This window comes from Micromonospora sp. C31, from assembly GCF_018070575.1.
Lineage (GTDB): Bacteria > Actinomycetota > Actinomycetes > Mycobacteriales > Micromonosporaceae > Micromonospora.
In genome coordinates, this window is the sequence record NZ_JAGPXN010000015.1 from 93,861 (window position 1) to 114,922 (window position 21,062).

18 protein-coding genes are annotated in these 21,062 nt (G+C 69.4%); 11 read left to right on the plus strand and 7 right to left on the minus strand.

Annotation, left to right across the window (positions count from 1 at the left end):
• Positions 1 to 301 precede the first annotated feature (301 nt).
• From KBX06_RS19955 to KBX06_RS19970, 4 genes are read left to right on the plus strand one after another with little or no spacing between them, the layout of a single operon-like run.
• Positions 302 to 703: a YbaB/EbfC family DNA-binding protein gene (locus KBX06_RS19955; RefSeq protein WP_210837321.1), complete on the plus strand. Its 402-nt coding sequence runs from the start codon at positions 302 to 304 to the stop codon at positions 701 to 703.
• Complete coding sequence (locus KBX06_RS19960; protein WP_210837323.1) at positions 690 to 1,010, plus strand: type VII secretion target; 321 nt, start codon at positions 690 to 692, stop codon at positions 1,008 to 1,010. The genes KBX06_RS19955 and KBX06_RS19960 overlap by 14 nt, the downstream gene beginning before the upstream one ends.
• The gene (locus tag KBX06_RS19965; RefSeq protein ID WP_247686283.1) at positions 1,007 to 2,152 is read left to right on the plus strand and encodes a WXG100 family type VII secretion target; all 1,146 of its coding nucleotides are present in this window, start codon (positions 1,007 to 1,009) and stop codon (positions 2,150 to 2,152) included. The genes KBX06_RS19960 and KBX06_RS19965 overlap by 4 nt, the downstream gene beginning before the upstream one ends.
• A 16-nt stretch (positions 2,153 to 2,168) precedes the next feature.
• A complete protein-coding gene (locus KBX06_RS19970) occupies positions 2,169 to 2,474 on the plus strand; it encodes a hypothetical protein (RefSeq protein WP_210837325.1) in 306 nt (101 codons plus the stop codon).
• 36 nt (positions 2,475 to 2,510) lie between these two features.
• Here KBX06_RS19970 and KBX06_RS19975 read toward each other — a convergent pair whose 3' ends face one another.
• The 5 genes from KBX06_RS19975 to KBX06_RS19995 form a co-directional block, all read right to left on the minus strand.
• Positions 2,511 to 2,762: a hypothetical protein gene (locus KBX06_RS19975; protein ID WP_210837327.1), complete on the minus strand. Its 252-nt coding sequence runs from the start codon at positions 2,760 to 2,762 to the stop codon at positions 2,511 to 2,513.
• The gene (locus tag KBX06_RS19980) at positions 2,759 to 3,061 is read right to left on the minus strand and encodes a DivIVA domain-containing protein (RefSeq protein WP_210837329.1); all 303 of its coding nucleotides are present in this window, start codon (positions 3,059 to 3,061) and stop codon (positions 2,759 to 2,761) included. Before KBX06_RS19980 ends, KBX06_RS19975 begins: the two co-directional genes overlap by 4 nt.
• Positions 3,062 to 3,391: 330 nt before the next feature.
• Positions 3,392 to 4,252 (minus strand): serine/threonine-protein kinase, encoded by an 861-nt coding sequence (locus tag KBX06_RS19985; protein WP_307854689.1) that lies wholly within the window; start codon positions 4,250 to 4,252, stop codon positions 3,392 to 3,394.
• Positions 4,253 to 4,304: 52 nt separating this feature from the next.
• Entirely contained in the window at positions 4,305 to 6,488 is a 2,184-nt protein-coding gene (locus tag KBX06_RS19990; RefSeq protein ID WP_210837331.1) for a UvrD-helicase domain-containing protein, read from the minus strand.
• Positions 6,485 to 12,910, minus strand: a complete 6,426-nt coding sequence (locus KBX06_RS19995; RefSeq protein ID WP_210837339.1) for a DEAD/DEAH box helicase — start codon at positions 12,908 to 12,910, stop codon at positions 6,485 to 6,487. Before KBX06_RS19995 ends, KBX06_RS19990 begins: the two co-directional genes overlap by 4 nt.
• A gap of 334 nt (positions 12,911 to 13,244) precedes the next feature.
• Here KBX06_RS19995 and KBX06_RS20000 point away from each other — a divergent pair, with 334 nt between their 5' ends.
• From KBX06_RS20000 to KBX06_RS20010, 3 genes are all read left to right on the plus strand, one after another.
• The gene (locus tag KBX06_RS20000; RefSeq protein ID WP_210837341.1) at positions 13,245 to 13,901 is read left to right on the plus strand and encodes a hypothetical protein; all 657 of its coding nucleotides are present in this window, start codon (positions 13,245 to 13,247) and stop codon (positions 13,899 to 13,901) included.
• A gap of 51 nt (positions 13,902 to 13,952) precedes the next feature.
• Complete coding sequence (locus tag KBX06_RS20005; protein WP_210837342.1) at positions 13,953 to 15,362, plus strand: CBS domain-containing protein; 1,410 nt, start codon at positions 13,953 to 13,955, stop codon at positions 15,360 to 15,362.
• 248 nt (positions 15,363 to 15,610) lie between these two features.
• The gene (locus KBX06_RS20010) at positions 15,611 to 16,324 is read left to right on the plus strand and encodes a hypothetical protein (protein ID WP_210837344.1); all 714 of its coding nucleotides are present in this window, start codon (positions 15,611 to 15,613) and stop codon (positions 16,322 to 16,324) included.
• Between the two features lie 188 nt (positions 16,325 to 16,512).
• Here KBX06_RS20010 and KBX06_RS27945 read toward each other — a convergent pair whose 3' ends face one another.
• Both KBX06_RS27945 and KBX06_RS20020 read right to left on the minus strand, forming a co-directional pair.
• Entirely contained in the window at positions 16,513 to 16,887 is a 375-nt protein-coding gene (locus tag KBX06_RS27945; protein WP_247686284.1) for a hypothetical protein, read from the minus strand.
• A 333-nt stretch (positions 16,888 to 17,220) separates the two neighbouring features.
• Entirely contained in the window at positions 17,221 to 17,367 is a 147-nt protein-coding gene (locus KBX06_RS20020) for a hypothetical protein (RefSeq protein ID WP_210837346.1), read from the minus strand.
• 277 nt (positions 17,368 to 17,644) lie between these two features.
• Between KBX06_RS20020 and KBX06_RS20025 the strand changes: the two genes are divergently transcribed.
• The 4 genes from KBX06_RS20025 (at position 17,645) to KBX06_RS20040 (ending at position 20,874) form a co-directional block, all read left to right on the plus strand.
• Positions 17,645 to 18,367, plus strand: a complete 723-nt coding sequence (locus tag KBX06_RS20025) for a DUF1986 domain-containing protein (protein WP_210837348.1) — start codon at positions 17,645 to 17,647, stop codon at positions 18,365 to 18,367.
• Positions 18,368 to 18,452: 85 nt separating this feature from the next.
• Positions 18,453 to 19,046 carry a DUF3558 family protein gene (locus tag KBX06_RS20030; RefSeq protein WP_210837350.1) on the plus strand — a complete coding sequence of 198 codons (594 nt, stop codon included), beginning with the start codon at positions 18,453 to 18,455 and terminating at the stop codon, positions 19,044 to 19,046.
• Between the two features lie 54 nt (positions 19,047 to 19,100).
• On the plus strand, positions 19,101 to 19,610 hold the full coding sequence (locus KBX06_RS20035; protein WP_210837352.1) for a hypothetical protein: 510 nt from the start codon (positions 19,101 to 19,103) through the stop codon (positions 19,608 to 19,610).
• A 277-nt stretch (positions 19,611 to 19,887) separates the two neighbouring features.
• Positions 19,888 to 20,874: a hypothetical protein gene (locus tag KBX06_RS20040; protein ID WP_210837354.1), complete on the plus strand. Its 987-nt coding sequence runs from the start codon at positions 19,888 to 19,890 to the stop codon at positions 20,872 to 20,874.
• The last annotated feature ends 188 nt before the right edge of the window (positions 20,875 to 21,062 follow it).

A 21,062-nucleotide genomic window follows, 5' to 3' on the forward strand; every position in this document is an offset into this window, starting at 1 on the left:
TTCCTCGTCGGGCGGCAGCACCGACGCATCCGGGCGCAGCGGGGTAGCCGCCCCACCACTGCAACCGCCGTCGGCGGTGTAGCTCCCGGATGCCCATGCCCACCAAACCATCGATCCTCCACACCTCAGACCTCAGCCGTGCGTCCACAGTGGATAAGCACCCCGACCGTGGCAGGACCGTCGCGTACCGAAACAGGAGCCGCAGTGGGGCAGCACCAGCCGCACACCACGCAGCGCCACCGGTTGATAACGTGGCGGCGACACCGACCGGTCGGCGTCGATGCCCTGGGGAGGGTCAGGCATGTGGGCGGACGAAGCCGCGCTGGACGAGGCGACCCGCCGGCTCGACGGCTGGGAAGCGTCTGTCGCGAACCGGGCCGCCCGCGCCAGGGAGCTGGCCTCGCAGGTGCAGGCGCTGCGGGGCACGGCGTCCAGCCCCGATCGGACGACCGAGGTCACCGTCGACTCGTCGGGCCTGCTGGTCGACCTGCGGCTGGACGAACGCACCCGACAACACTCCGCGGCGCACACCGCCCGGCAGATCCTGGCGACCACCCGGGCCGCGCACGCCGACCTCCTGAGCCGGATCACCGAGGCGACCACGGGCATCCTCGGCGCCGAGGATCCGACAGCGGCGGCGCTGGTCGAGTCGTACCGCCGCCGGCTGGATCCCGACCGGGACACACCGGATGCCCGGCGATGACGGCATCCAGGTCGACCCCGACGACCTGACCCGCCACGCCGCACGCCTCGACCGCCGCGCCGAGGGTCTCGACACCGCCCGACAGGCCGGCCAGCACGTCCGGTTGGGCACCGAGGCCTACGGGCAGCTCTGCGCGGTCATGCCGATGCTGCTCGACGGCCTCCAGCAGACCCTGGTCCAGGGCATCGACACCGCGGCCATCTCGGTGCGCGACACGGCCGACAGACTGCGGACCGGCGCCGACCGCTACCGTGCCTCCGACGCCCGCGCCGAGCAGTCGCTGCAACGGATACGGGACGACCGGTGACCAGCAACCCGCTCGTCGCCACGGCCGCCGAGACCCCGCCCAGCGCCTGGGCCGGCATCTGGATCTGCGAGGACATCGAGCTCATCGCCCAGGGCGTCCGCAACGGCAGCTGGATCGACGGCACCCTCGGCGTGGTCAGCGCCGGCCTGGACGCCCTCGCCTTCGTCTCCGACCCGGTCGGCGCGCTGCTCCAGTACGGCATCGCCTGGCTGATCGAGCACGTCAAGCCGCTCAGCGAGGCACTGGACTGGCTCGCGGGCGACCCGGCGCAGATCACCGCCCACGCCCAGACCTGGCGCAACGTCGCCGCGTCGCTGCGCAGGGAGGCCGCCGACCTGGCCGCCGCCGTCCGCACCGACGTCGCAGGCTGGGGTGGCGGCGCCGGCCCCGCCTACCGGTCCTGGGCCGCCGAGCAGCAGCAGGCCATCGGTGGGCTGGCCCAGGGCGCCGACACCCTCGCCGCCATCACCGAGGGAGCCGCCGGCCTGGTCGCCGCCGTCCGGCTGCTGGTCCGCGACGCCATCGCCACCTGCGTCTCCCGGCTCATCGTGTACGCCGGCGAACTGGTCGTCACCGGCGGCCTCGCCGCGCCGCTGGTGGTGGAGCAGGTGACGACGTTGGTGGCGTCGTGGGCGGCGCGGATCGCGCGGCTGCTACGAGGGCTGCTGGCGAGCCTGCGGCGGCTGATGCCGGAGATCAGGCGGCTCGGCGACCTGATCGAGAAGCTGAAGCAGGCGCTGGGGCGGTTGAGCACAGGCAATGGTCCGCCAGGTCCCCGAGGTGGCCGCAACCAGAGGCAGGAGCTGCTGGCCGAACTGAGCCAGCAGGGCGTGAAGCACAATCCGGAGGAGATAGTCGCCATCGGCCGAGATCCGAACGGGCGGATCGTCTTCCTGGAGACGGGAAACGGGCGTGCTGGCCTTACCCACATCCTGCACCACGCCGACGATTTCGCGAAAGCCGGCGTACCGGAGGAGAAGGTGCCGAATCTCGTGTTCGCCGCTGTCACCGAGGGGAAAGTGGTCGGGATGCAACGGACGCGCCCGATCTACGAGGTGATGTTCGAAGGTATGGTGCACAAGGTCGCCGTCTCTGTCGGCAACAACGGATTCATCGTGGGGGCGAACCCAGTTGGACGCTAGTTCGACCGTGCGTGTGATGGCGGATTACGAGTGTTACCCGACGTGGCTGACTGGATCCGCCGGCGTCGACAACGTCGATCCCGCCGAGCTGTCGATCTCGGATGGACTGGCGTCGGCGCTGTTGCAATGGGCACAGACATACGACGGCACGTTGGATCGGGATGATCCAGCCTCGTCCGGATTCCCGGACGCAGGCCAGGAGGCGGACTTCTACGCCGCCGGGCACGAGCTGGCCCGGCGTCTCGCCGCCGAACTCTCAGGTAGGTGCCCCGTCGAGTACTTCGACGGGCGGACCGGCCGCCTGGTTTCCGCTGGCATGTAGGGCGGACGAGCAGTCGCAGCCAGCGCTCGTCCGCCCTCACCGACGCAGGCGGCGGGAGCACTCGCCGTCGTGGCCGTCGCGGAGCACGCAGCGCCGGCCGCCGGGCAGCCGCACATCGCAGAAGACCCGATACCGGAGGAACTGCCGGTCCTCCTCGGAGACGGTGATCTCCCCCGGATCGGTCCTCGGCAGCACAGACATCCAACGGCCGACGACCCGGGCCAAGCGCTGCGCGGCGGGCAGGTCGGCGGCGACGACCGGCAGGTGGATCACGTACCGTCGGGTCATCGGACCCGGTCCCGCTCGGTGCCGGCCTGGTCGGACTGCCAGGTACGCAGCGCCAGCTTGATCCGCGCGGTCTCCCTGCGACTCGTGGCCAGGGCGTCGTTCAGCTCGGCCATGTCGATGGCGACCCGGTCGAGGAAGGCGTAGACGTCGTCGGGATCCAGGCCGCGGCGTCCGACCCGGGTCAGCGGAAAGCGGCGCTCGCGCACCTGCCACGGCAACAGGCTGAGGTACGCGCGAGAGCGGTAGGTCGTGCCGCCGCTCTCCGGAAACGGCCTCTGATTGCGAATGCTCAACTCCATCTGCCTTCCTGTCCGTGGAAGGGGTGGGCCCACCCGTCCTCCCCGCACGAGCGGACCCACCCCGCCCGAACACCGCAGCTTCCTTCAGCGGTACGGCATCCGGGCTGCTCAGCGAGGGTGTGGCCGGAAGCACGGCGGCCGGTTCGGGGGAATGTCCCGGCCGCCGTGCTGTCGTCATCCTGTGACGCCCGGCAGCGCGTGCGCAACGTCTGGCGACGCGATTGCGCCGAGTCGAACCGAATTTCTCCTGTGGACCGCTGAGCAGTTACAGGAACGGGTCGCACCGTGTTGCGGAATGGAATCCGACGTGGCGGCGACTGGTTTCGTGAGTCACTCTCCGAGCCGCTTCTCTCCGGCGATCACGAAGGGCGCCAGGAGCTGCTCGACCTCGACGGCCGACGCCGGCCGTTCCGTGGGCTCCTTGGCGAGGAGACAGAACAGGAGATGGGCCAGGTCGTCCGGCACGTCCGTCCGGTGCTCGGTGACGATCGGGATCGGCGAGTGCAGGTGTCGGCGCAGCATGTCGGGAGCATTCGTGGCCTGGTACGGCGGTCTCCCGGCAAGCATCTCGAAGAGGGTGCAGCCCAGTGCGTAGAGGTCGGCGGGCGGTCCGACGGGATCGCCCGCGGCCTGCTCAGGGGCGAGGTAGGCGGGCGTGCCGAGGGTGCGGCCGGTGGCGGTGAGGCGGGAGGTCTCGGCCGTGCCGAGTAGCGCGGCCACGCCGAAGTCCAGGACCTTCACCACGCCTGACGGCGCGATCATGACGTTCTGGGGTTTCAGGTCGCGGTGCACGAGGGACGCGGTGTGGGCGGCCGAGAGCACGGAACAGATCTGCGCGGCGATCGACGCCGCCTCGGCCACGGGCAGGTGCCCCTGTTCGGCGATGTGGTCGGCGAGGACGATCCCACGGATCAGCTGCATGACGAGGTAGAGATCCTCGCCGTGCTCACCGAGGTCGTGCACGGCGGGCACGCCGGGATGTTCGAGGCGGGCCGTCGCTCTCGCCTCGCGCCGGAACCGCTTGACGGCAATCTCCCGCTCGTCCTGCGGCACCTCCAGCTTCCGGAGGAACTTGACGGCCACCGGCCGGTCGAGCCGCTCGTCGAGACCGGCCCAGACCTCACCCATCCCGCCGCGCCCGATCGGGCAGGTCAGCACGTAGCGGCCCCCGATGTGCTCCCCCACCTGCACGAACGCCTCCCCGCAGACATCTGGTCCGTCCCCCGTCCCGCAGCGCCGACGGTCACGTCAGTCGTCGCTGTACCAGCCGGCTGGTGAGGAACGGGCTGGGCGTACCGTGCCAGAACACCGCCAGTTCGTCGCGAGGACGGGTGGCGGCGACGAAGAGCAGCGAACGGTCCCGCTGGCGCTCACGCTGGTACCGCTTCGGGTCGGTGTCCCGGTACCGGCTGATCATCTGCCGGGGCACGAGGCCGTCACTGACACCGGCAATGATCATCCGCTGGTATTCGAGCCCCTTGAACCGGTGCATGGTGCCGACGTGGACGCCGTCGCTCCGCTTCGGGCCGTCGGGGCCGATCTCCACCGCAAGCACCCCGTCCGCCTCCAGCCGGCTGATGACGTCCGCAGCGAATTCCCTCGTCGGCACGCAGATCGCCACGGAGCCGTCGGTCGGGCCACCCCAGTCGCGCAGTTGCTCGGCGATGAGGTCCCGTTCCTGCGACCAGGTCGGTGCGCCCCGGAAGACCGGAGGTGCTCCGCGCAGCAGCGACCGGTAGCCGGCCAGGTCCTCCTCCCCGCCGTCCAGGTCGTCGTACACCTCGCCCGTCATGATCTGAAGGGCGTCGGCCAGGATCTGCCGGGTGGTGCGGTAGCTCAGGGTCAGCCGGGACGAGCGGCCGCGGATGTTGACGCCCAGGCTGCTCAGCGTGACGTGGTTGTCGTAGATCCGCTGGTGGGTGTCGCCGGTGAGGAACATGTCGTCCGGGCCGGGCGCGACCATGGCGCGCAGCATCTTCCAGTGCGCGGCACCGAGGTCCTGCGCCTCGTCGACGACGACGTGCCGGTATCGCGGCCGGTGGAATCCGCCGGAGGATTCGCCGCCGGGGGCGCTGTCGCCGGACGCGGCCCGGTCCATCTCGAGGCGGGCCGCCCGCTGGGCCACCTGGTGCCAGGTCCAGACCCCCTGTCCCTCGAGCCAGGTGGTGAAGCGCTCGGTCAGCTGCCAGATCTGGTCGCGTTCGACCCGGGTGAGGCTGCGACCGCGGTTGGGGCGGCGGGCCTTGAAGTAGTCGGTGCGCGAGTTGAGCACCTGGCCGAGAATCACCTGGGTCCACTCGGCGGCAAGGAACTCCGCGTCCCAGCCGGACGCTCCGGTCTCGATCAGGAACTCGCTCCACAGGTCGGCGACCCGGTTGTCGTCGACGACCCGCCGGCTGCCACCCGCCTTCGCCTCGGCCACCACCCGGCTGGCCAGCCGGTCGATGTTGACGATGTCGACCCGGGCCACCAGCTCCTGCCCGCCGAGGGCGAGCAGTCGGGTGCGCAGGTCGGCGGCGAGGTTGCGGTTGAAGGTGGTGAGCAGGACCGGCCGGTCCGTACCGGGCGGCAACTGCCGGGCGAGGTGCGCCACCCGGTGCAGCGCGACGATGGTCTTGCCGGTGCCGGGCCCGCCACCGACGCGGGCCGGGCCCTTGTACTGCTTCTCCACCAGCTTGCGCTGCGTGGGATGCAGGAAGATCTGCCACCGCTCGAAGGCCTCGCCGATGATCGCCTGCAACGCCTCGTCGTCCGAGGTGACCTGCGTGGCAGGGCGTTGCACCGCCGCCTCGAAGTCGTCCGGGTCGACCGGGTCGTCGGCGCGTACCGGGTCGGTGACCTGCCTGAGCACCTCGTCGTGGGGCGTGCCGTCGAAGAGGGCGAAGAGCACGTCGGTGGTGAGCTGGGGTGCCCGGTCGAGCAGCTCCAGCAGCTCGGTCTCGCCGGTAAGTTCGCGGATCTGCGGCAGCAGCGGCTCGGAGACGCCCAACTCCAGTAGCTGCGCGTCGGTGTAGGTGTCGAAGAGCGGCTTCCGAGTGGGCTCCGGCTCGGTCTCGGGGGGCACGACCCGGCCGACGATGCTGTCGCCGACCGGCGCCAGGTCGACGACCTCGATGCCGCCGGTGACCCGGTTGATCCGGTACGCGTAGCGCGACAGGTCGTCGTACACCTCGCTCCGGTGCTTGACCGCGACGAGCAGGTAGTCGCGGTCGGCGATGTGCAGGAGCAGCGCGCGGTAGTCCCTGTTGACGCGGGCGGACATCAGCCGGGAGTCGCCGTTGAGCGCCTTGAGGCTGAGGCCGGGGTTCTCCGGGTTGTGCCGGAACTTGTGCATGAACTCGTAGACCGCGCCGATGTCGGCGCGGGTGAGCTTCATGACCTCCTTGTCGGCGCGGGCCAGTATCCTCAGCGTGGCTCCGGTGTTCATCGGCTCTCTCCCCCGTTCGCGGCAAGCTGCGCCGCCAACTCCTCGACCGACCACTCCCGCGCGGTCCGTGCGTGCCAGCCCGCCTCGGCGTACGCCCGGTCCCGGTCTGCCGCCTCCGGGTCGCCGGGCGGGCCGGTGAGCACGACGGCGATCCGCCGGTCGGGCCAGGCGAGCTCGGCGGGCCACGCCTGGTCCCCCAGTTCGTAGCCGACGATCGGCGCGGGAAGGTTCTGCTGCGCGAGCTGCCGCACGAGGAGTTCCAGCGTGCTCTCGTCGCGGTCCAGGTACTGCACGACCTCGCGCCAGGGCGACTCGTCGTCGACCGGGTCGGGTCGGGTCGCTGCCGGCTGGGACGCGACGCCGAGCCAGGTGGCGGTCTCCTCGTCCAGCGGCAGGGCACGCCGCGTCAGCGCCAGTCCGGTGCCTTCGGTGACCGCCATGGAGGCCGGGTCGAAGGCGTCCAGGGCGGAGAGCGCGAGCTGGCCGGCGTCGCCGCCGCCGTTGGTGAGGAACTGGATCACGTTGCCCCAGGTCAGCCACGCGGCCCAGCGCTTCCGGTGCGCCTCGCCGGCGACGGCGGCGGGCAGGTCGTCGATGACGGTGAGCGCCGAGAAGGTCGGCAACGGCCTGCTGCGCCCGTCGACGACGACGGTCAGCGGGCAGTCCGCGTTGTCCCGGGACCGGGCGACCATGATGTGGCGTGCCGTGGTCGCCGGCATCGGCTCTGCCCGCAACGCGGCCAGCAGCCGCTGCGACACACCACCGGAGTCGGTGCCGCTGTTCGCTTCGGCCTGCTTGAGCATGCCCCAGACGGTCGCTTCGGCCCGCCGTTGCCAGCGGGTCAGGTCCGGGTCGGCGAGAAAGCGCATCAGCTGGTCGACGGGGTTGGCCCAGACCGTGTCCTCGAGTTCGTCCGGGTCCGCACCGGGCAGGAACCTGCGGTAGTTCTCCCGGGCCGCCTGCCTGCAGACGCCGCCATAGGGCATCCACCGGCCACTTTCCTCCGCGTTCCCCCAGGTCTTGACGTCGTCCCAGGTGGCGGCGAAGACCAGGTAGCCGTGCGCGCGCAGCCGGGCCCGCTTCTCGGCGTCGTCGGCGAGCCGGTTGTGCCGGGGGGTCGCGTGGTACTTGAACCCGTCCAGGTAGACCGCCACCTCGGGCGACGGTGCGTCGAGGCGGGTGAAGTGCACGTCGGGCCGCGTACCCCGGACGGTGTTCTGGAGCTTCATCTGCCAGTGGGTGAGTTTCTGCCCGCCGTCGCTGATGAAGCGCAGGTCGGCGATCCGGGCACCGTCGTGATCCCGACGCCGTTCGATGCGCAGCCCGGATCCCGGGATCTCACCGAGGGCCAGCAGCTTGGTCAGGAACTGCAACTCCAGCTCGCTCTCCACCTGGTGGATCAGCGAGATCTCGTCGGTACGGGTGCCTTCCTGGACGTCCCAGGTGTCGAGGAGCCTGTCCAGCATGCCCAGTGCCTCGTCGCGGCTCATCAGGGCGAAGTGTTCGTTGCGGGCATGGCGCAGGAGGCACCGGTGACACACCGGCTTCGCCTCGTGCCGGCAGTCGCAGTCGGCGATGCGCTGCCGGGCCAGTTCCAGGACGGTACGGAACTCGTCCGACCTGGCAAGACGGTGGAGGTATCCCGTGCCCTGCGGCTGGGTGTCGTAGACGACCACGAAGTTGCGGGTGCCGTCGCTCTGCCCGTCCGGCATGGTGGCGGCGACGGTCTGGAGGTGGGCGGGCTCGCCGCCGTACTTCGCGGCGATGCCGAGCCGGATGGCGGCGGCGAAGGACTGTAGCCGCTCCTGCACCAGGGCGGTCGCGGCGGGGATCAGGATGCGCAGCGCCTCGGTCTCCAACTCGTGGGCCAGGATCAGCTCCACATGGGTGTCCGGCGTGGCCGCCGAGCGCCGGTACGCACACCAGGGCCGGTGGTGCTCGGCACCCGGCCCGACGGTCGCGCCGGAGGCCTGGGCGGCGAGTTGCTGGCTGTCCGTCGGCAGACCGTCGACGGTGGTGCCGCCGCACGAGGTGCAGGTGTGGAACCGGTTGATCCGCACCTCTTCGCCGGCGAACAGGTCGGCGGCCCGGTCGTAGCGCTGCGCGCCGAGGTTGAAGTGGCGGATCATGGCGTGCCGGCTGTAGTCCACGCCGAAGGTGTCGCGGGCGTGCCGCCAGGACGACTCGACCTTGGCCGGGTCGATGTCGACCGCGGTGGTGGTGGCGTAGAAGCGGCGGGTCCGGTCGTCGCTGTCGTCGCGGATCCGCGCGTCGTCGCGCTTGTCGCGGCTGTACACGCGGGTCGGCTGGAGCACCTGGAACAGCCGGCCGTGGTCGGCGATGCCCCGATCCTCGCAGCGCGGGCAGGCGCTGGTGTCCTCCTTGGCGAGGTGGGTACGGACGTAACCGCACTGGGCGCAGACCCGCCACTGCTCGTACGCGGGCCGGTCGACCGGGCCGACGTCGAGCCCGGAGATCTCGTGCTGGTAGCCGCGGACGTAGTAGCTGTTGCCGGGGGCGATCTCGGTCAGGGCCTGCCGGGCGGGGCGGGCGTATTCCCGCAGCTCGCTGTGGAAGCGGCGGTCCCCGTCGCGCTGCTCCTCCCAGGTGAGGGTGGCTTCCAGGTCGGTGCGGGTGTCGATGAGCGCGTAGTTGGGCAGCAGGCCGAATTCGACCAGGGTGCTGTGCGCGGCGGCCCCACCGATGTCCCGCAGCCGCCGGCGGACGGCACCCTCCTCCGCCTTGAGCATCCTGATCTCGCGAGCGTGGTCCGGGTCGCTGGCCACCAGGGTGCCGCGCGCCGTCGCGATCTCCTGTAGCCGGCGCCGCAGGTCGGACAGGCGGGCCTCCCATGCCTCGCCGGTCTCCTTGGCCCGGTGCACGACCCCGTCGGCCGCGAACTGCCGCAGCTGCTCGGCGGCCTCCGGCAGGACGCTGTCGCCGAAGAGCGCCAGGAAGTGCGCCACCAGGCGGGTGCCGTCGCGCTGGCCGGCCTCGGCGAGGGCGGTCAGCCAGCCGGTCGGGCCGAACAGGACGTGCGCCCGACGGGGCATCGGCAGCACCCCGGCGAGCCGGCCCCGGGCGGCCACGTCGATCAGGTGGGCGAGGTACTGGCGGCGCAGGATCTCCACGGCGGACAGGAAGCAGCCGGGCGGAACGATCTGCCCGGCGATCATGTCTCTCGGCTCGGTCAGGTAGTAGCGGTCGCGATCGGAGCGGCCGACCAGGGTGAGCACGAGGGCGTTGCCGCTGCGGCGGCCGGCGCGGCCGGCCCGCTGCACGTAGTTGGCCGGGCCGTGGGGCAGCGATGCCAGCACCACCGCGGAGAGCGCCCCGATGTCGATGCCCATCTCCAGGGTGGGCGTGCACGACAGGACGTTCGGGTCGGTGTAGCGCTGCCCCTCGCGGAACTGCTTCTCCACGGTCTCCCGCTGGGCGCGGGTGAGCATGCCGGTGTGTTCGCCGGTCACCACCCGGAAGACGCGGCTCTCCAGGTAGAGGCGCCGGTAGTAGTCGTCCGGCGCGGTGTCGTCGTGGGCGGCGCGCAGCCGACCGCGGCAGCGGTACTGCCGGCACGGCTGACCGGTCCAGTCGGCGACCCGGTCGGGGTGCTCGGTCTGCTGCCAGTGGCAGGTGTCGCAGCCGACACCGGCGCGTACGGCGTCGTCGTCGGTGAGCCGGGTGACCCGCAGGTGGCCGGGGAGCACCCCGTACACCGTGTTGCCGTCGTCGGTGTCGGCGGCGGCGACGATCCCGGCGGCGGCCAGGGCCGGCAGCAGCCGGGAAAGGTAGCCGGCGGTGTCGCCGGGGTCGAGGCCGAGGCAGCGCGCCGTCCAGTCCTGGTACCAGTTGCCGCGCGCGGTGACCGCGTCGAACTCCGAGCGGGTCTTCGGCGTCGCCAGCAGGAACGCGGGCGCGGACAGCCCCTTCGGGAACGCCGGCATGCCGGCGGGCCGGCCGCCCCAGACCTGCCACCGGGTGCCGCCGCGCCGCAGGTACGGCACCAGCCACTCGTGGTAGACGGCCCCCCGGGCCCGCAACCGCTCCAGCAGGCCCCGCACGAACGCGAGGTAGCGGGCGGCGTCGGGCGGTGTGGCCCCGAGCTGACCGGCACCCGTGAGGTGCACGTCCCGGCAGATCGCGGCGGCGGCGGCCGGGTCGTCGAGGGCGACCTGGACGGCCACGCCACGGGTCAGCTCCAGGGTGCGGCCCTGGCGGGAGCGCAGGCCGGTCTCCATCACGGTGGCGAAGACGAGGCGTTCGGCGATCAGCGTCCAGGTCTCCCGGCTGCCGTTGTGTTCGCCGGCGAGCAGGCTGTCGACGCCCGGCTGGTCGTGCAGGTCGGGCGGCACCACGGTGGAGAGGACGGCCGGCTCGGCCGCCGCCTCGACCATCCGGACGACGAGGTCGTCCAGCCCGATCGTCTCCCCCGGGTCGAGCTGGTCGGCGAGCAGGGACCGCAGGCTGAAGGCGTACGACCGGTTGGCGACGAAGCCGGCGCGGTGCGCGGCGTCCTGGACCGAGTCGTTGAACAGCAGGGTCTTCTTCTCTGCCTCGTCGAGTTCGCCGCCGGTGAAGAGCTGGGTGATCGCCACCGAGGCGAGGGTGGCGAGGCCGGCGCCGAGGAAGCGGATGCCGTGGTCCAGTTCGCAGGACGGGCAGCGGTCCTTCTCCGCCGCGTCGATGGCGGTGAGGTCGCCGAGCACCACGATCGCGTCGTCGTTGCGCTCCCGGTCCTTCTGCGGGTCGAAGGGGCGCACGCGGCGGCCGTACTCCAGCACCAGCAGGCCGGCCGGGCGCTGCCGTACCTCGTCGTCGGTCGCGGCGATCAGCGCGCGGACGCGGCGCTTGTCGCGGCCCACGCTGGCCCGGTAGATCTTGTCGGGGTCGGTCTCCAGTTCCTGCGGGTCCTTCTCCGGCGACAGCGCCGTCCAGCCGGAGCGGCCGCAGTGCCGGCAGTACACGGCCGGCAGCCGCGGGTGGCGGGTGTCGGCCACCACGAGGTCGGCTTCGGCGGCGTACGGGTCCAGCTCGCGGGGCGCCTCGCCGAACCAGCCGAAGGTCGCCTGGTGGGAGGTGCCGCGCAGCAGCCGGGAGACGGCCCGGACCCACAGGTGCGTCTCGATGTTGAGCAGCGGTCGGTCGGGGTCGTCCGGGTTGCGGGCCACCGACAGCAGGCCGACGAAGCGGGCGAGGGCCCGCGCGGTGATCTCGGGGCGGGTCTTCATGGCACTGCCCCACCCGGTGGCGTTCTTGCGGGGCAGCACCTCGATGACCTCGTCGAGGGTGCGCGGCGCCGAGCCGAGCGAGTCGAGCACCGCCTTGGTCAGGGGATGGCGCCGCAGCAGTTCGCCGAGGCGGGCCGGGTCGTGCAGGCACGGCTCGCCGAGCACCAGCTCGGCCACCTCGGCCATCATCCGCCGCGGGTCGCGGCCGTCGACGGCGACGATCTGCTCGGGGGTGGGCAGCGGCAGGCTGAAGTCCTGGTGGCTGATGAACTCGCCGGAGGCGTAGCGGTCCTCCCCGACCAGGGACGCGGCGTCGAAGGCGACACCGAAGACCTGCTCGGCGACCTCGCGGATCGCGACCCGGCCGTCCAGGCCACCGCCCTCGCCGAGGGTCGCGGAGGTGGCCACCGGGCAGATCGGCCCGAGCGGGCGGCCCGGCTCGTCGAGCCCGAGCGCGGCGGCGAGGCGGCGCAGCAGCATCGCCACGTCGGTGCCCTGCGCGCCGTCGTAGGTGTGGAACTCGTCGAGCACCACGTACGCCGGTGCGGCGCCCTCCCACAGCGGCAGGTCGTCGGCGCGCTGGAGCAGCAGGTCCAGCATCTTGTAGTTGGTGATCAGGATGTCCGGCGGGGTGCGCCGCATCTCGGAGCGCTTCGTGAACACGTGCCGGTACTCGATCTTCGCGACATCCCCGATGTAGAGGCCGGCCGTGACGCCGGCGAGCGCCGGATCGGCGAGCATCTCGTTGAGGCGCTGCGTCTGGTCGGTGGCCAGGGCGTTCATCGGGTAGAGCAGGATCGCCTTGATCCCGGCCCGGCCCTGCTGCCGCTGCCGGCGGCAGTGGTCCAGCACCGGGATCAGGAACGACTCGGTCTTGCCGGAGCCGGTGCCGGTGGTGATCAGTGTCGGCTCGGCCGCCCTGCCCCTGGTCGACAGCCGGGCGAACGCGCGCGCCTGGTGCGACCAGGGGGTGAAGTCGGCCGGCGCCCAGTCCAGGCCCGCCCGCCAGTCGTCCGCCGCCGTGCGGAAGGGGGTGCGGATGCGCAGGTACGGCCCGCGGAAGATGCCCTGCTCCGGGTGGGAGAGGAAGCCCTCCAGACCCTGGCGTACGCCCTCCTCGGTCAGGCCGAAGGTGGTGGTCAGGTATTGGGTGAGGTTCCGACGCAGGGTGTCGGCGGCGATGGTCGGCCTCATGAGCGGATCACCCGGGGCATGCTACGTCAGCATCCACTGTGGTGGTTCGACCTGCCCTGAAGAAGGTTTACGGGAGCAAGTCGGATTTGTGACACCACTTGCTGTCGATCATCGCCTACGCTGCGACGACTTGAGGCCGAGCGATAGGCGCATCACTTTGCCGGATATCGATAGCACCGAGAATTACATCTGCAAGCAGTGCCGGGTAATCTGCAGGCTGAAGGACGGAGCCTGGGTTCATCCGGAGCCCTGGGCCACGCTCAAGGCCCGGCAGGTGTGCGCGCACCCGGCGCCACTGCGGCCCGCAAAGCCGCGGGAAATGCAGTCCGGGTCCATGCCCTTGTTCAAGCGCGACAAAATCATGCGGGAAGAGCAGCTACGAAACCTCGTGGTTGACCATGGAAGTGCGATCGAGGTCGCCACCGTGGGCTGCTACCAAAAGCACTTGACCGCCCGCGCCCACCCGCGTGGTTGGGGTTATTTGGCCAGCAACGGTCACTACGGATTCGGCGCAACCACGACCCAGATATGCTTCGATGGGCCTGGCGAGCTGGCAGCGGAGGCACGAGCGCTCTTCTGGGCGATCCGGAAGCTGGTGCCACTGTATCGCATCACTTTGCTAACTGATTATCCCCAAATCGCAAACATGGTCGAGGCTTGGCGCAGCGGCGATCATTCGGCAATGCCACCGGGATACGACATGACCCCAGGCAAGTCCGGGTACGAGCGCAAGCTTGTCCTTGCTGCTCGAAAAGTGCACGAGCACACCGACTCTGTCGCCGTCCGCCTGGTGGACGACTACGCCGACACGGCCCTCGGTCGGGGCGCCAATGAGCTGTCAATCATCGGCTGGAAGTGCTCCGCCCGAGAGATCACCAAATCTGAAGCTGAAGTTCAGGCGCTTACTGCGGCAAGCGCGGCCCTTGGTGTCGAACCTGTCCTTGTCACCCGCGACGGTCAGGTCGACAACGCGGGCGAGGATAACGAATAGGCACACCTACCCTTACTCCCACCTCAGCCACCACCTGGAGCAACAGCAGCAATGTCGAACAATTCTTTTCGCCCACGACGAAAGCACCTGCTTAACGGCCGGCGGGTCCGCATTTCCGATCTGCTTGACGCCGGTCTACTGAAGCCCGGCGACGAGCTCTTCTTCCAGCAGCGCATCGGGGACGAACCGCATCAGGCTTCGGTCACTGACCGAGCCAGGCTGCGACTCCAGGACGGTCGGGAATTCACAACTCCCTCCCGGGCCGGCGCCACCGTGGCGGGACGACGGGCGGTCGCGGGGTGGTCGGCCTGGCAGGTGGGACAAGCCGGCCCCACCCTGCATCGGCTTCGGTTGGAGCTGCTTCAGGACGTCGCCAAGGAGGTCAGCGCAGACCAGGACACCTCCGAGGAAGAGGCCGAGGCGGTCCGCCACCGCTTCGCGACACTGGAGGCAGCACGGGCGGCAGCCGAGTCGGGGCAGCCCCGGTCGTTCACGGTTCGTGAGTTCATCGGCCTGTGGGGACTGGAGGACCGGGACCGGATGGCGACTACCCAGGTCGAGGCGGACCTGGCCAATCATGGCCTGACGACCAGCCCTGACTTCCGAGCCGTCAGCCTGGACCGGATCATCCGGGTCGTGATGCTCCCCGAGCAGGAGGAGAGCGAAGATGAGGTTAACGATTCCGGCAGTACCGTCGTCGAGGCGACTGCCGACGAGCTCAGCGAAGAGGGCGTCAACATCGGTTTGACGCTGGAGAACCTCTTTCCACATCGAATGTCGCTGGTATCGGTGCCTCCTTCGGCTAGCTTCGAAGAGGCGATCACCGTAATGCAGATCAACGACTACTCGCAGGTCGCTGTGCTGGCGAACTCTCATCAACTCTACGGCTCGGTCTCCTGGGAGTCGATTGCCGCCGCGAAGCACCGGAATCCGAATGCCAGCTTCAGCGACGCCATAGTTCGAGAAGCCCGCGACCGTGTGTTCGACTACGACACCCGACTGCTGGACGTGCTGGGCACGTTGCAACAGCACGGCTTCATCTTCGTCCGTGACGACCAGCGGAAGATTAGCGGGATCGTCACGGCCGCCGACGTGGTACGCAAGTACGACGAGACCGCCACGCCCTTCTTCCTCATCGGTGAGATCGACCAGGAGTTGCGGCAGCTGATCGTGAACACCTTCGACGAGGAGACGGTCAGGAAGGCGTGTGTAGATGCGAAACTTACCTTCAAGTCCCTGGACACCATGTCCATCGGCCAGTACCAAGCCGTCCTCGACAACGCGGCGTGCTGGGGACAGCTTGGTTGGCCCTTGAACCGAGGACGGTTCATCGAGCGACTGAACGAACTGCGCAAGGTTCGCAACAACGTCATGCACTTCAACCCTGATCCGGTCAGGCCTGCGGAGGTCGCGAAATTGCGCAACTTCCTCAGTCTGATTCGCCTCTACATCGGTTCATGACATGTCAGCGCAGAATCGCGGTCGCGACGGTCGATTCGACGCATCGCGGACCTGAACGTCGGCGTCGCACTAATTGAGTCAAAGGCCAGCCAGGAAAGACCCAGACCGACGGCAGCCGAGCGTCCAGGGTCACCCGAGCCAAAATCTACCGACTTCCATATACCTGCTGCTGGGCTAACGGCAGCCGCCGTTCAACGATCTGGCCGGGAGTCCCACTCGGCTGGTCGAGTGGGAGAGGGAGTTTCAACGTGACGATCCAAGGAGACCAAGGCATGGCAACAGGTGGCCCCGGCGGGCCGGTTTCGGAAGCAGCCGTACCTGGACAGCGGATTCTCGACTTGGTGGACAAGGCAATCGCCGCTCAGAGCCCTCTGGTACGCAAAAACATCGCGCGGGCACGCCAGCGGAATCCGGATGTCACTCCTACACAGGTGATCCGCAATTTGGAGCGGATGTACGTCAGCGCTTTGACCGGGACGGGTGCTGCCGTGGGAGGAGCTGCAGCCGCTCCCGGCGTCGGCACCGGGGTCGCACTCGCACTCTCGGCCGGCGAGGCTCTCTCCTCCCTTGAGCTGAGCGCCCTCTTCGCGCTCTCTGTCGCCGACATCCACGGAGTCCCCATCGACGAGGTCGAGCGCCGTCGAACGATCGTGATGGGAATCATGCTCGGTGGGTCTGGCTCCGCCACCATCACCAAGGTTGCCGAGCGGACAGGGCAGCACTGGGGACGTCAGGTCGTCGCCAAGGTTCCAGCTGAGACGTTGCGTCAGATCAACAAGATCCTGGGGAAACACTTCGTCACGAAGTACGGGGCCAAGCAAGGGATAATCGTTCTCGGTCGGGTGGCACCGTTCGGCATCGGCGCGGTAATTGGTGGCGGCGCCAACGCCGCCCTCGCCACTCTGGCTGTGCGGGCCGCTCGTCGCGCATTCGGCCCACCCCCGGCGTCCTGGCATGGCTGACAGACATCCGCCGGCCACCGTCCGCGACGGCGGCCGGCGGTTGACCCTGCACATGCTGGCCGAGGACGACGCGGTGACATTGCTGCTCGACGTCACCGCCGAGTACCGCACGGGCCCTCGATGTCGCAGCGGGCGAGGATCCGCGATGGTAACCGCCGTTGTGCAGCAGCCGTCACCACAGGACACCGTCAGCGCCACTCCTGTGGGATGTCGAGTTCCGAGAGGGTGGACGAGGCATCCTGCAGGGCCGTGAGGAGGTCAGTGAAAGTGGGCGTCACGGCCCGCCAGGAGATCTGGGGGGAGTCCGTCCAGATGTCGGACGCCACGACCCGTGGATCGGCCGCGTCTGTGCGGTAGTCCAAGGCTAAGGCCACGTCGTCACCAGCGTACTCGTTGACCGCGATGAGGACGGCCTGGTCGACGTCGAGCCACGGCATGTCGGGCGGATGTTCCGAGCGACTGCCACGAGTCATGCGGAACAGCTCGCAGATCGAGCTGTCGTCGGCGATGTGGTCCAGGGCCGCGTTCTCGAACCATATGGAGTAGAGGTTCGGCATGAACATCAGAGGTTCTTCGAACCAGGGCATTAGTTCATGGAGAGCCTGGCGGCCTGGGTGCAGCCACCTACCTGTCTGCAGAAGCGATGCAAGCGCCTCGGGCAAGCGCAGACCACGCACAGTCCATTCCAGTGGGTCGGGGAGGTGTTGTGACTCTGTCACCGTCTCCGTCCTCGTCCAGGCTGGTCGACGTCAGGTCACCATAGCTCGTCGCAGGCCGAATACCTCGCGGGCGATTCAGCGTTCGCATCCGCGACAACGACGAGAGAGGCTGAGTTCGAGCTGACGGGCAGTGGGCTGGGTAGAGCATCATGGACCAGCCCACCGGCCCCCGTTCAACTAGCCGGTGATGACCGGCCAGGCATAGGCCAGCAGGGCGCACGCCGCCCCGAGCAGGGCGAGCGAGACACCCCTGGTGGGCAGGGGCAGCGCGGCGAGCACGAGCAGGATGACCGCGACGATGTAGAGAAACGCCTGCGCCGACATGGCACTCTCCTCAGGTGGTTGGCTGACGGGCGGTGCGATCCCTACCCCCGCCGACCCGATCACGAAACCCGTTCCCGCCCGGACACCTGGTCTTCCACTCCTGTCGTCGCCACCGACACCCGCGCCATCCGACATGGACCAACCGGGATCACTCGCACAGCAGATAGCATCGACGTCGACAGTTACCTGACTGGCGCTTTCCGTCGCGGATCATGCTGATGAACTGCCGAAACTCCAGACTGCGCGACCGCGTGGTCGATTAGCTGGAAGAGGGCACATGAGATCACGCAAGGTGAGCAGGAAGCTGGCCGTGCTCGTGGCCGCGCTGATGGGCGCGGTGGGCGGGCCGGCTGTCGTGACGCCGGCCCACGCCATCTACGGAGGCGTCACCGCAGGGCACCTGCGGGAGGCGGCCCAGGTCTATGTCGACGGTCAGTACCGGTGCACCGCGGTGGTGCTCAACAGCTCGTGGCTGCTGACCGCCGAGCACTGCACCGAGGGCATCACCGCAGCGCGCTTCCACGTGTACGCGGGCGATCGGCGGCGCGGCCACGGTTACGGCAAGGTGGTGCAGCGCGTTGAGGAGTTCGGCCGTGCCGATCTTGCGTTGATCAAGGTCTGGAGCCCCTTCCCCAGTTCGGTGGCGACCACCACCCTGCCACCGATCAATCAACCCATCCCTGCTCCTGGTGTGTTGATGTCGGCGTCAGGTTGGGGCAACTGGGCCCAGACGGGATACCAACTGCCGGACAGTCTGCAGGTCTGCTCGGTAAAGCTGCTGGGCACCTACGACGACGACGGCGTCACCCACATCATGGGTGAGCCGACGGGCGGTGCCTTCACGCGGTCCGGGGATTCGGGCGGGCCGCTGACGCAGGGCGGCTACACCTGGGGCATCCTTTCGGGCACCGTGGAGGGTCAGCCGAATCGCTCCGTCTGGGTCTCCCTGACTGACACGGTGACCCGTATGTGGATCCTCCTGGAGTTGGCCCAGCCCTGAACTCGCATCCACGCCGTCGATCAGGCGGGTGCCGGCTCTCCGTTTGCGGGGCTCAACCACGAGCTGGGCCTATAGGATGACGTGTATGTCTGCCAACTCCCGTCGGGCACGACACATGACGTCAAGAACGATTCTCATCGCAATGGTGGTGGCGCTCGGCGGCTGCTCTGCCACGGAACCCGAGCCGTCTGCACCGTCGCCAGCGAGCCCGACTCCCGATCCAGGCGCCGTCGTCGCCGCCCTGTCCCGGTACGCGGGGGCGCCGTGCGCTCTGCTCGCCGAGCAGGAACTCGCCGCCTACGGGATCACCCGGCCTGGACGTCAGATCCATCTCTCCGAGGGCCCTGCCAGATCGTGCTACTGGGTCACCTCGACCGGCGTGCAGATGGGCTTCATCCCCTACCCGTCGGCGAAGGCGCGGAAGAGCAAGGCGGAGGAGCCGACGGCGCAACGACGCGAGATCCGCGGCTACCCCGTGGTCCAGTCGACCGACGAGAAGTCCTGCTACCAGAACGTCGACCTTCGCTCGACCAACGCCAGCCTCGGTCCTGTCACATTCAGCACCCTGGTCGTCCGCCAGGCGTCCGATGCCCCGATGGACACGTGCGGGATCGCCACCGCCTTCACCGACGTTGTGCTCGGCAAGTTCGAACGGTTGGCCGCTTCGGGAGGCAGATGACGTGAGAGCGCAGAGGCAGGCAGCACGTCATCGACAAGGATCGAGAGTTCCGTGATGAGACAAAGATCTGCCTGTCTGGCCCTCGCGTTGGTGTTCGTGGTGGCAGGCTGCTCCGAGCAACCCGACGAGGACGGCGGGCGGGCTGCCTCGCCACCGCCGGTCAGCCCACCCGCCTCCGGTCCCGCCGCAGCGACGACCACGCCATCCAACGTCGACAGCAGGTCCGGCGTTTGCAGGTTGGTGGACGTCGCGGCGAAGGACCAGTCCGTCAGTGCGGCCTTTGCCGTCGTGGGCGAGGAAGGTCCCGCGATGCGAGCCAGTGTCGCCCAGACCTACAAGCGGTTGGCCGGGCAGTTGACCCGAGCCGCACTGCAAGCACCTCCAGACTTGCAGGTGGCCTTGACGCAATGGGCGCTCGCGAGCACCGAGGTGGCGCAGTTCGTTGCCGACCACAAGCCTCGGCCCGGCCTCGTCCTCGAATTCGGGCCGGGGCATCGAAAGTGGAAGGCCGCACAGAAGAGCGTCGAGAAGATCTGCGGACACCCGGTCCCCAACACCCGCTGACGCGTCCGACTGCCTCGCCCCCGTGACCATGGGCGGCAGCCGGGGATGCGCTCGTGTGCATTCCCCAGAATGCCAATAGCCGCGCACGGGAATTGCGCGGAGATGACCGCCGCCAGGGGCGTCTTGTGAGGTCAGACCCAGTAATCGGTCTGTGCGAACAGGACGCACGGGCGACAGCGCGATCGAGAACTCGTCGGCAGGCCGGCGTTCACGTGCACTGGGGCTAACATCGTCCCATAGATGCACGTTTTGTGGTCTTCTGCCGTCAAGAAACGATATGCGAGCGATCGTCAAGGGATTCGTCGCGATGATGACCCTGGCCGGGCTGGCCGCGTGTGGTCAGGGCGGGCCCACGGTGGCCGGTGCTTCGGCCGACGGGCGGGAGGCGCAGCCATCCGCTGCGGCCTCCGGCACGCCAACCGCCCGGTCAGGGTGGACCTCCTGCGCGGTCGACGCACCGGTCGGGGAGGACGGGCGCCCGCCCAGTGCCCACACCCTGCCGCGCCTGGACACCACCTTCGCGGTCGCGTACGCAGTCCACTGCCAGCTCGAACCGACGCGACGCGCTGACGGCGGTGAAGACCTCGTCCTGACCGAGGGCCGCGCCACCGATGTGACAGCCCTTCTCGCCGCGCTGCACCTGCCCGACGACAGGACCAACGTCGAGGCCTGCACCCTGGAGATGCCCTGGGAGCCGAACCTGCTGCTGTTCGACGCGCAGGGCCGATGGATCCGGCCGCGACTGCCGATGGACATTTGCGGCAAGCCACGTCCCGAGGTGCCGGAGGCGGTGCGAGGTCTGCGGCTGACCACGGTGTCGGAGACGGTCGTACGGGAAGTCCTGTCAGCCGGGGCGGCGGCCTCCGGGTGCACCCAGACATCGTCGAACGTGGTGGCCGCCGGGACCGGGGATCCGTCGTCCCTCCCCCGACCAGGCCGGGTGTCGATCCCGTCCACCGCGCCGCTGCGGCTGTGCGTGTTCCGGGTGCCGGCGCAGCAGCAGGGCACAGGGACCTTCGACTACGGGTTGCTCCTGCCCGAGCAGCGCCACGCGGCCGTCGAACGCAGACTGGGGGCGCTGCGCCCGGCCGCGAAGTGCTCGGGTGCCGCAACCCGGTTCGCAGTGCTGGAGAACGCCACCAGCACCGGCGACGTGATCTACGTCGAACTCGACCACTGCCGGCGGGTGCTGGCCACGCCGCTGCACGGCCCACCGATCCTGGCCCAGGCCGACGACACGCTCATCGAACTGCTCAAGCGGTAGCCGGTGACCCCGTGGATGCCGCAGACGGCCACCTTGGGCCCGTTGCTGCGCGGCACGATCAGCGCGTCGGCTCAGGTGCCGCTCGTGGGGGCGCCGGCGGCCTGACCCGGGTGCTCGGGCCGGACCGTGCAGGCCCGCGACGTGTACGGCGGGTTGCACAACTGACGACGCCTGCTGTCGCATGAACG

What these genes read in the sequence shown, in the direction of transcription:
- KBX06_RS19955 (WP_210837321.1), top strand. Translation starts at nt 302, where the DNA reads ATGTGGGCGGACGAAGCCGCGCTGGACGAGGCGACCCGCCGGCTCGAC.
- KBX06_RS19960 (WP_210837323.1), top strand. Translation starts at nt 690, where the DNA reads ATGCCCGGCGATGACGGCATCCAGGTCGACCCCGACGACCTGACCCGC.
- KBX06_RS19970 (WP_210837325.1), top strand. Translation starts at nt 2,169, where the DNA reads ATGGCGGATTACGAGTGTTACCCGACGTGGCTGACTGGATCCGCCGGC.
- KBX06_RS19975 (WP_210837327.1), bottom strand. Translation starts at nt 2,762, where the DNA reads ATGACCCGACGGTACGTGATCCACCTGCCGGTCGTCGCCGCCGACCTG.
- KBX06_RS19980 (WP_210837329.1), bottom strand. Translation starts at nt 3,061, where the DNA reads ATGGAGTTGAGCATTCGCAATCAGAGGCCGTTTCCGGAGAGCGGCGGC.
- KBX06_RS19990 (WP_210837331.1), bottom strand. Translation starts at nt 6,488, where the DNA reads ATGAACACCGGAGCCACGCTGAGGATACTGGCCCGCGCCGACAAGGAG.
- KBX06_RS19995 (WP_210837339.1), bottom strand. Translation starts at nt 12,910, where the DNA reads ATGAGGCCGACCATCGCCGCCGACACCCTGCGTCGGAACCTCACCCAA.
- KBX06_RS20000 (WP_210837341.1), top strand. Translation starts at nt 13,245, where the DNA reads ATGCCCTTGTTCAAGCGCGACAAAATCATGCGGGAAGAGCAGCTACGA.
- KBX06_RS20005 (WP_210837342.1), top strand. Translation starts at nt 13,953, where the DNA reads ATGTCGAACAATTCTTTTCGCCCACGACGAAAGCACCTGCTTAACGGC.
- KBX06_RS27945 (WP_247686284.1), bottom strand. Translation starts at nt 16,887, where the DNA reads ATGTTCATGCCGAACCTCTACTCCATATGGTTCGAGAACGCGGCCCTG.
- KBX06_RS20020 (WP_210837346.1), bottom strand. Translation starts at nt 17,367, where the DNA reads ATGTCGGCGCAGGCGTTTCTCTACATCGTCGCGGTCATCCTGCTCGTG.
- KBX06_RS20025 (WP_210837348.1), top strand. Translation starts at nt 17,645, where the DNA reads ATGAGATCACGCAAGGTGAGCAGGAAGCTGGCCGTGCTCGTGGCCGCG.
- KBX06_RS20030 (WP_210837350.1), top strand. Translation starts at nt 18,453, where the DNA reads ATGTCTGCCAACTCCCGTCGGGCACGACACATGACGTCAAGAACGATT.
- KBX06_RS20035 (WP_210837352.1), top strand. Translation starts at nt 19,101, where the DNA reads ATGAGACAAAGATCTGCCTGTCTGGCCCTCGCGTTGGTGTTCGTGGTG.
- KBX06_RS20040 (WP_210837354.1), top strand. Translation starts at nt 19,888, where the DNA reads ATGCGAGCGATCGTCAAGGGATTCGTCGCGATGATGACCCTGGCCGGG.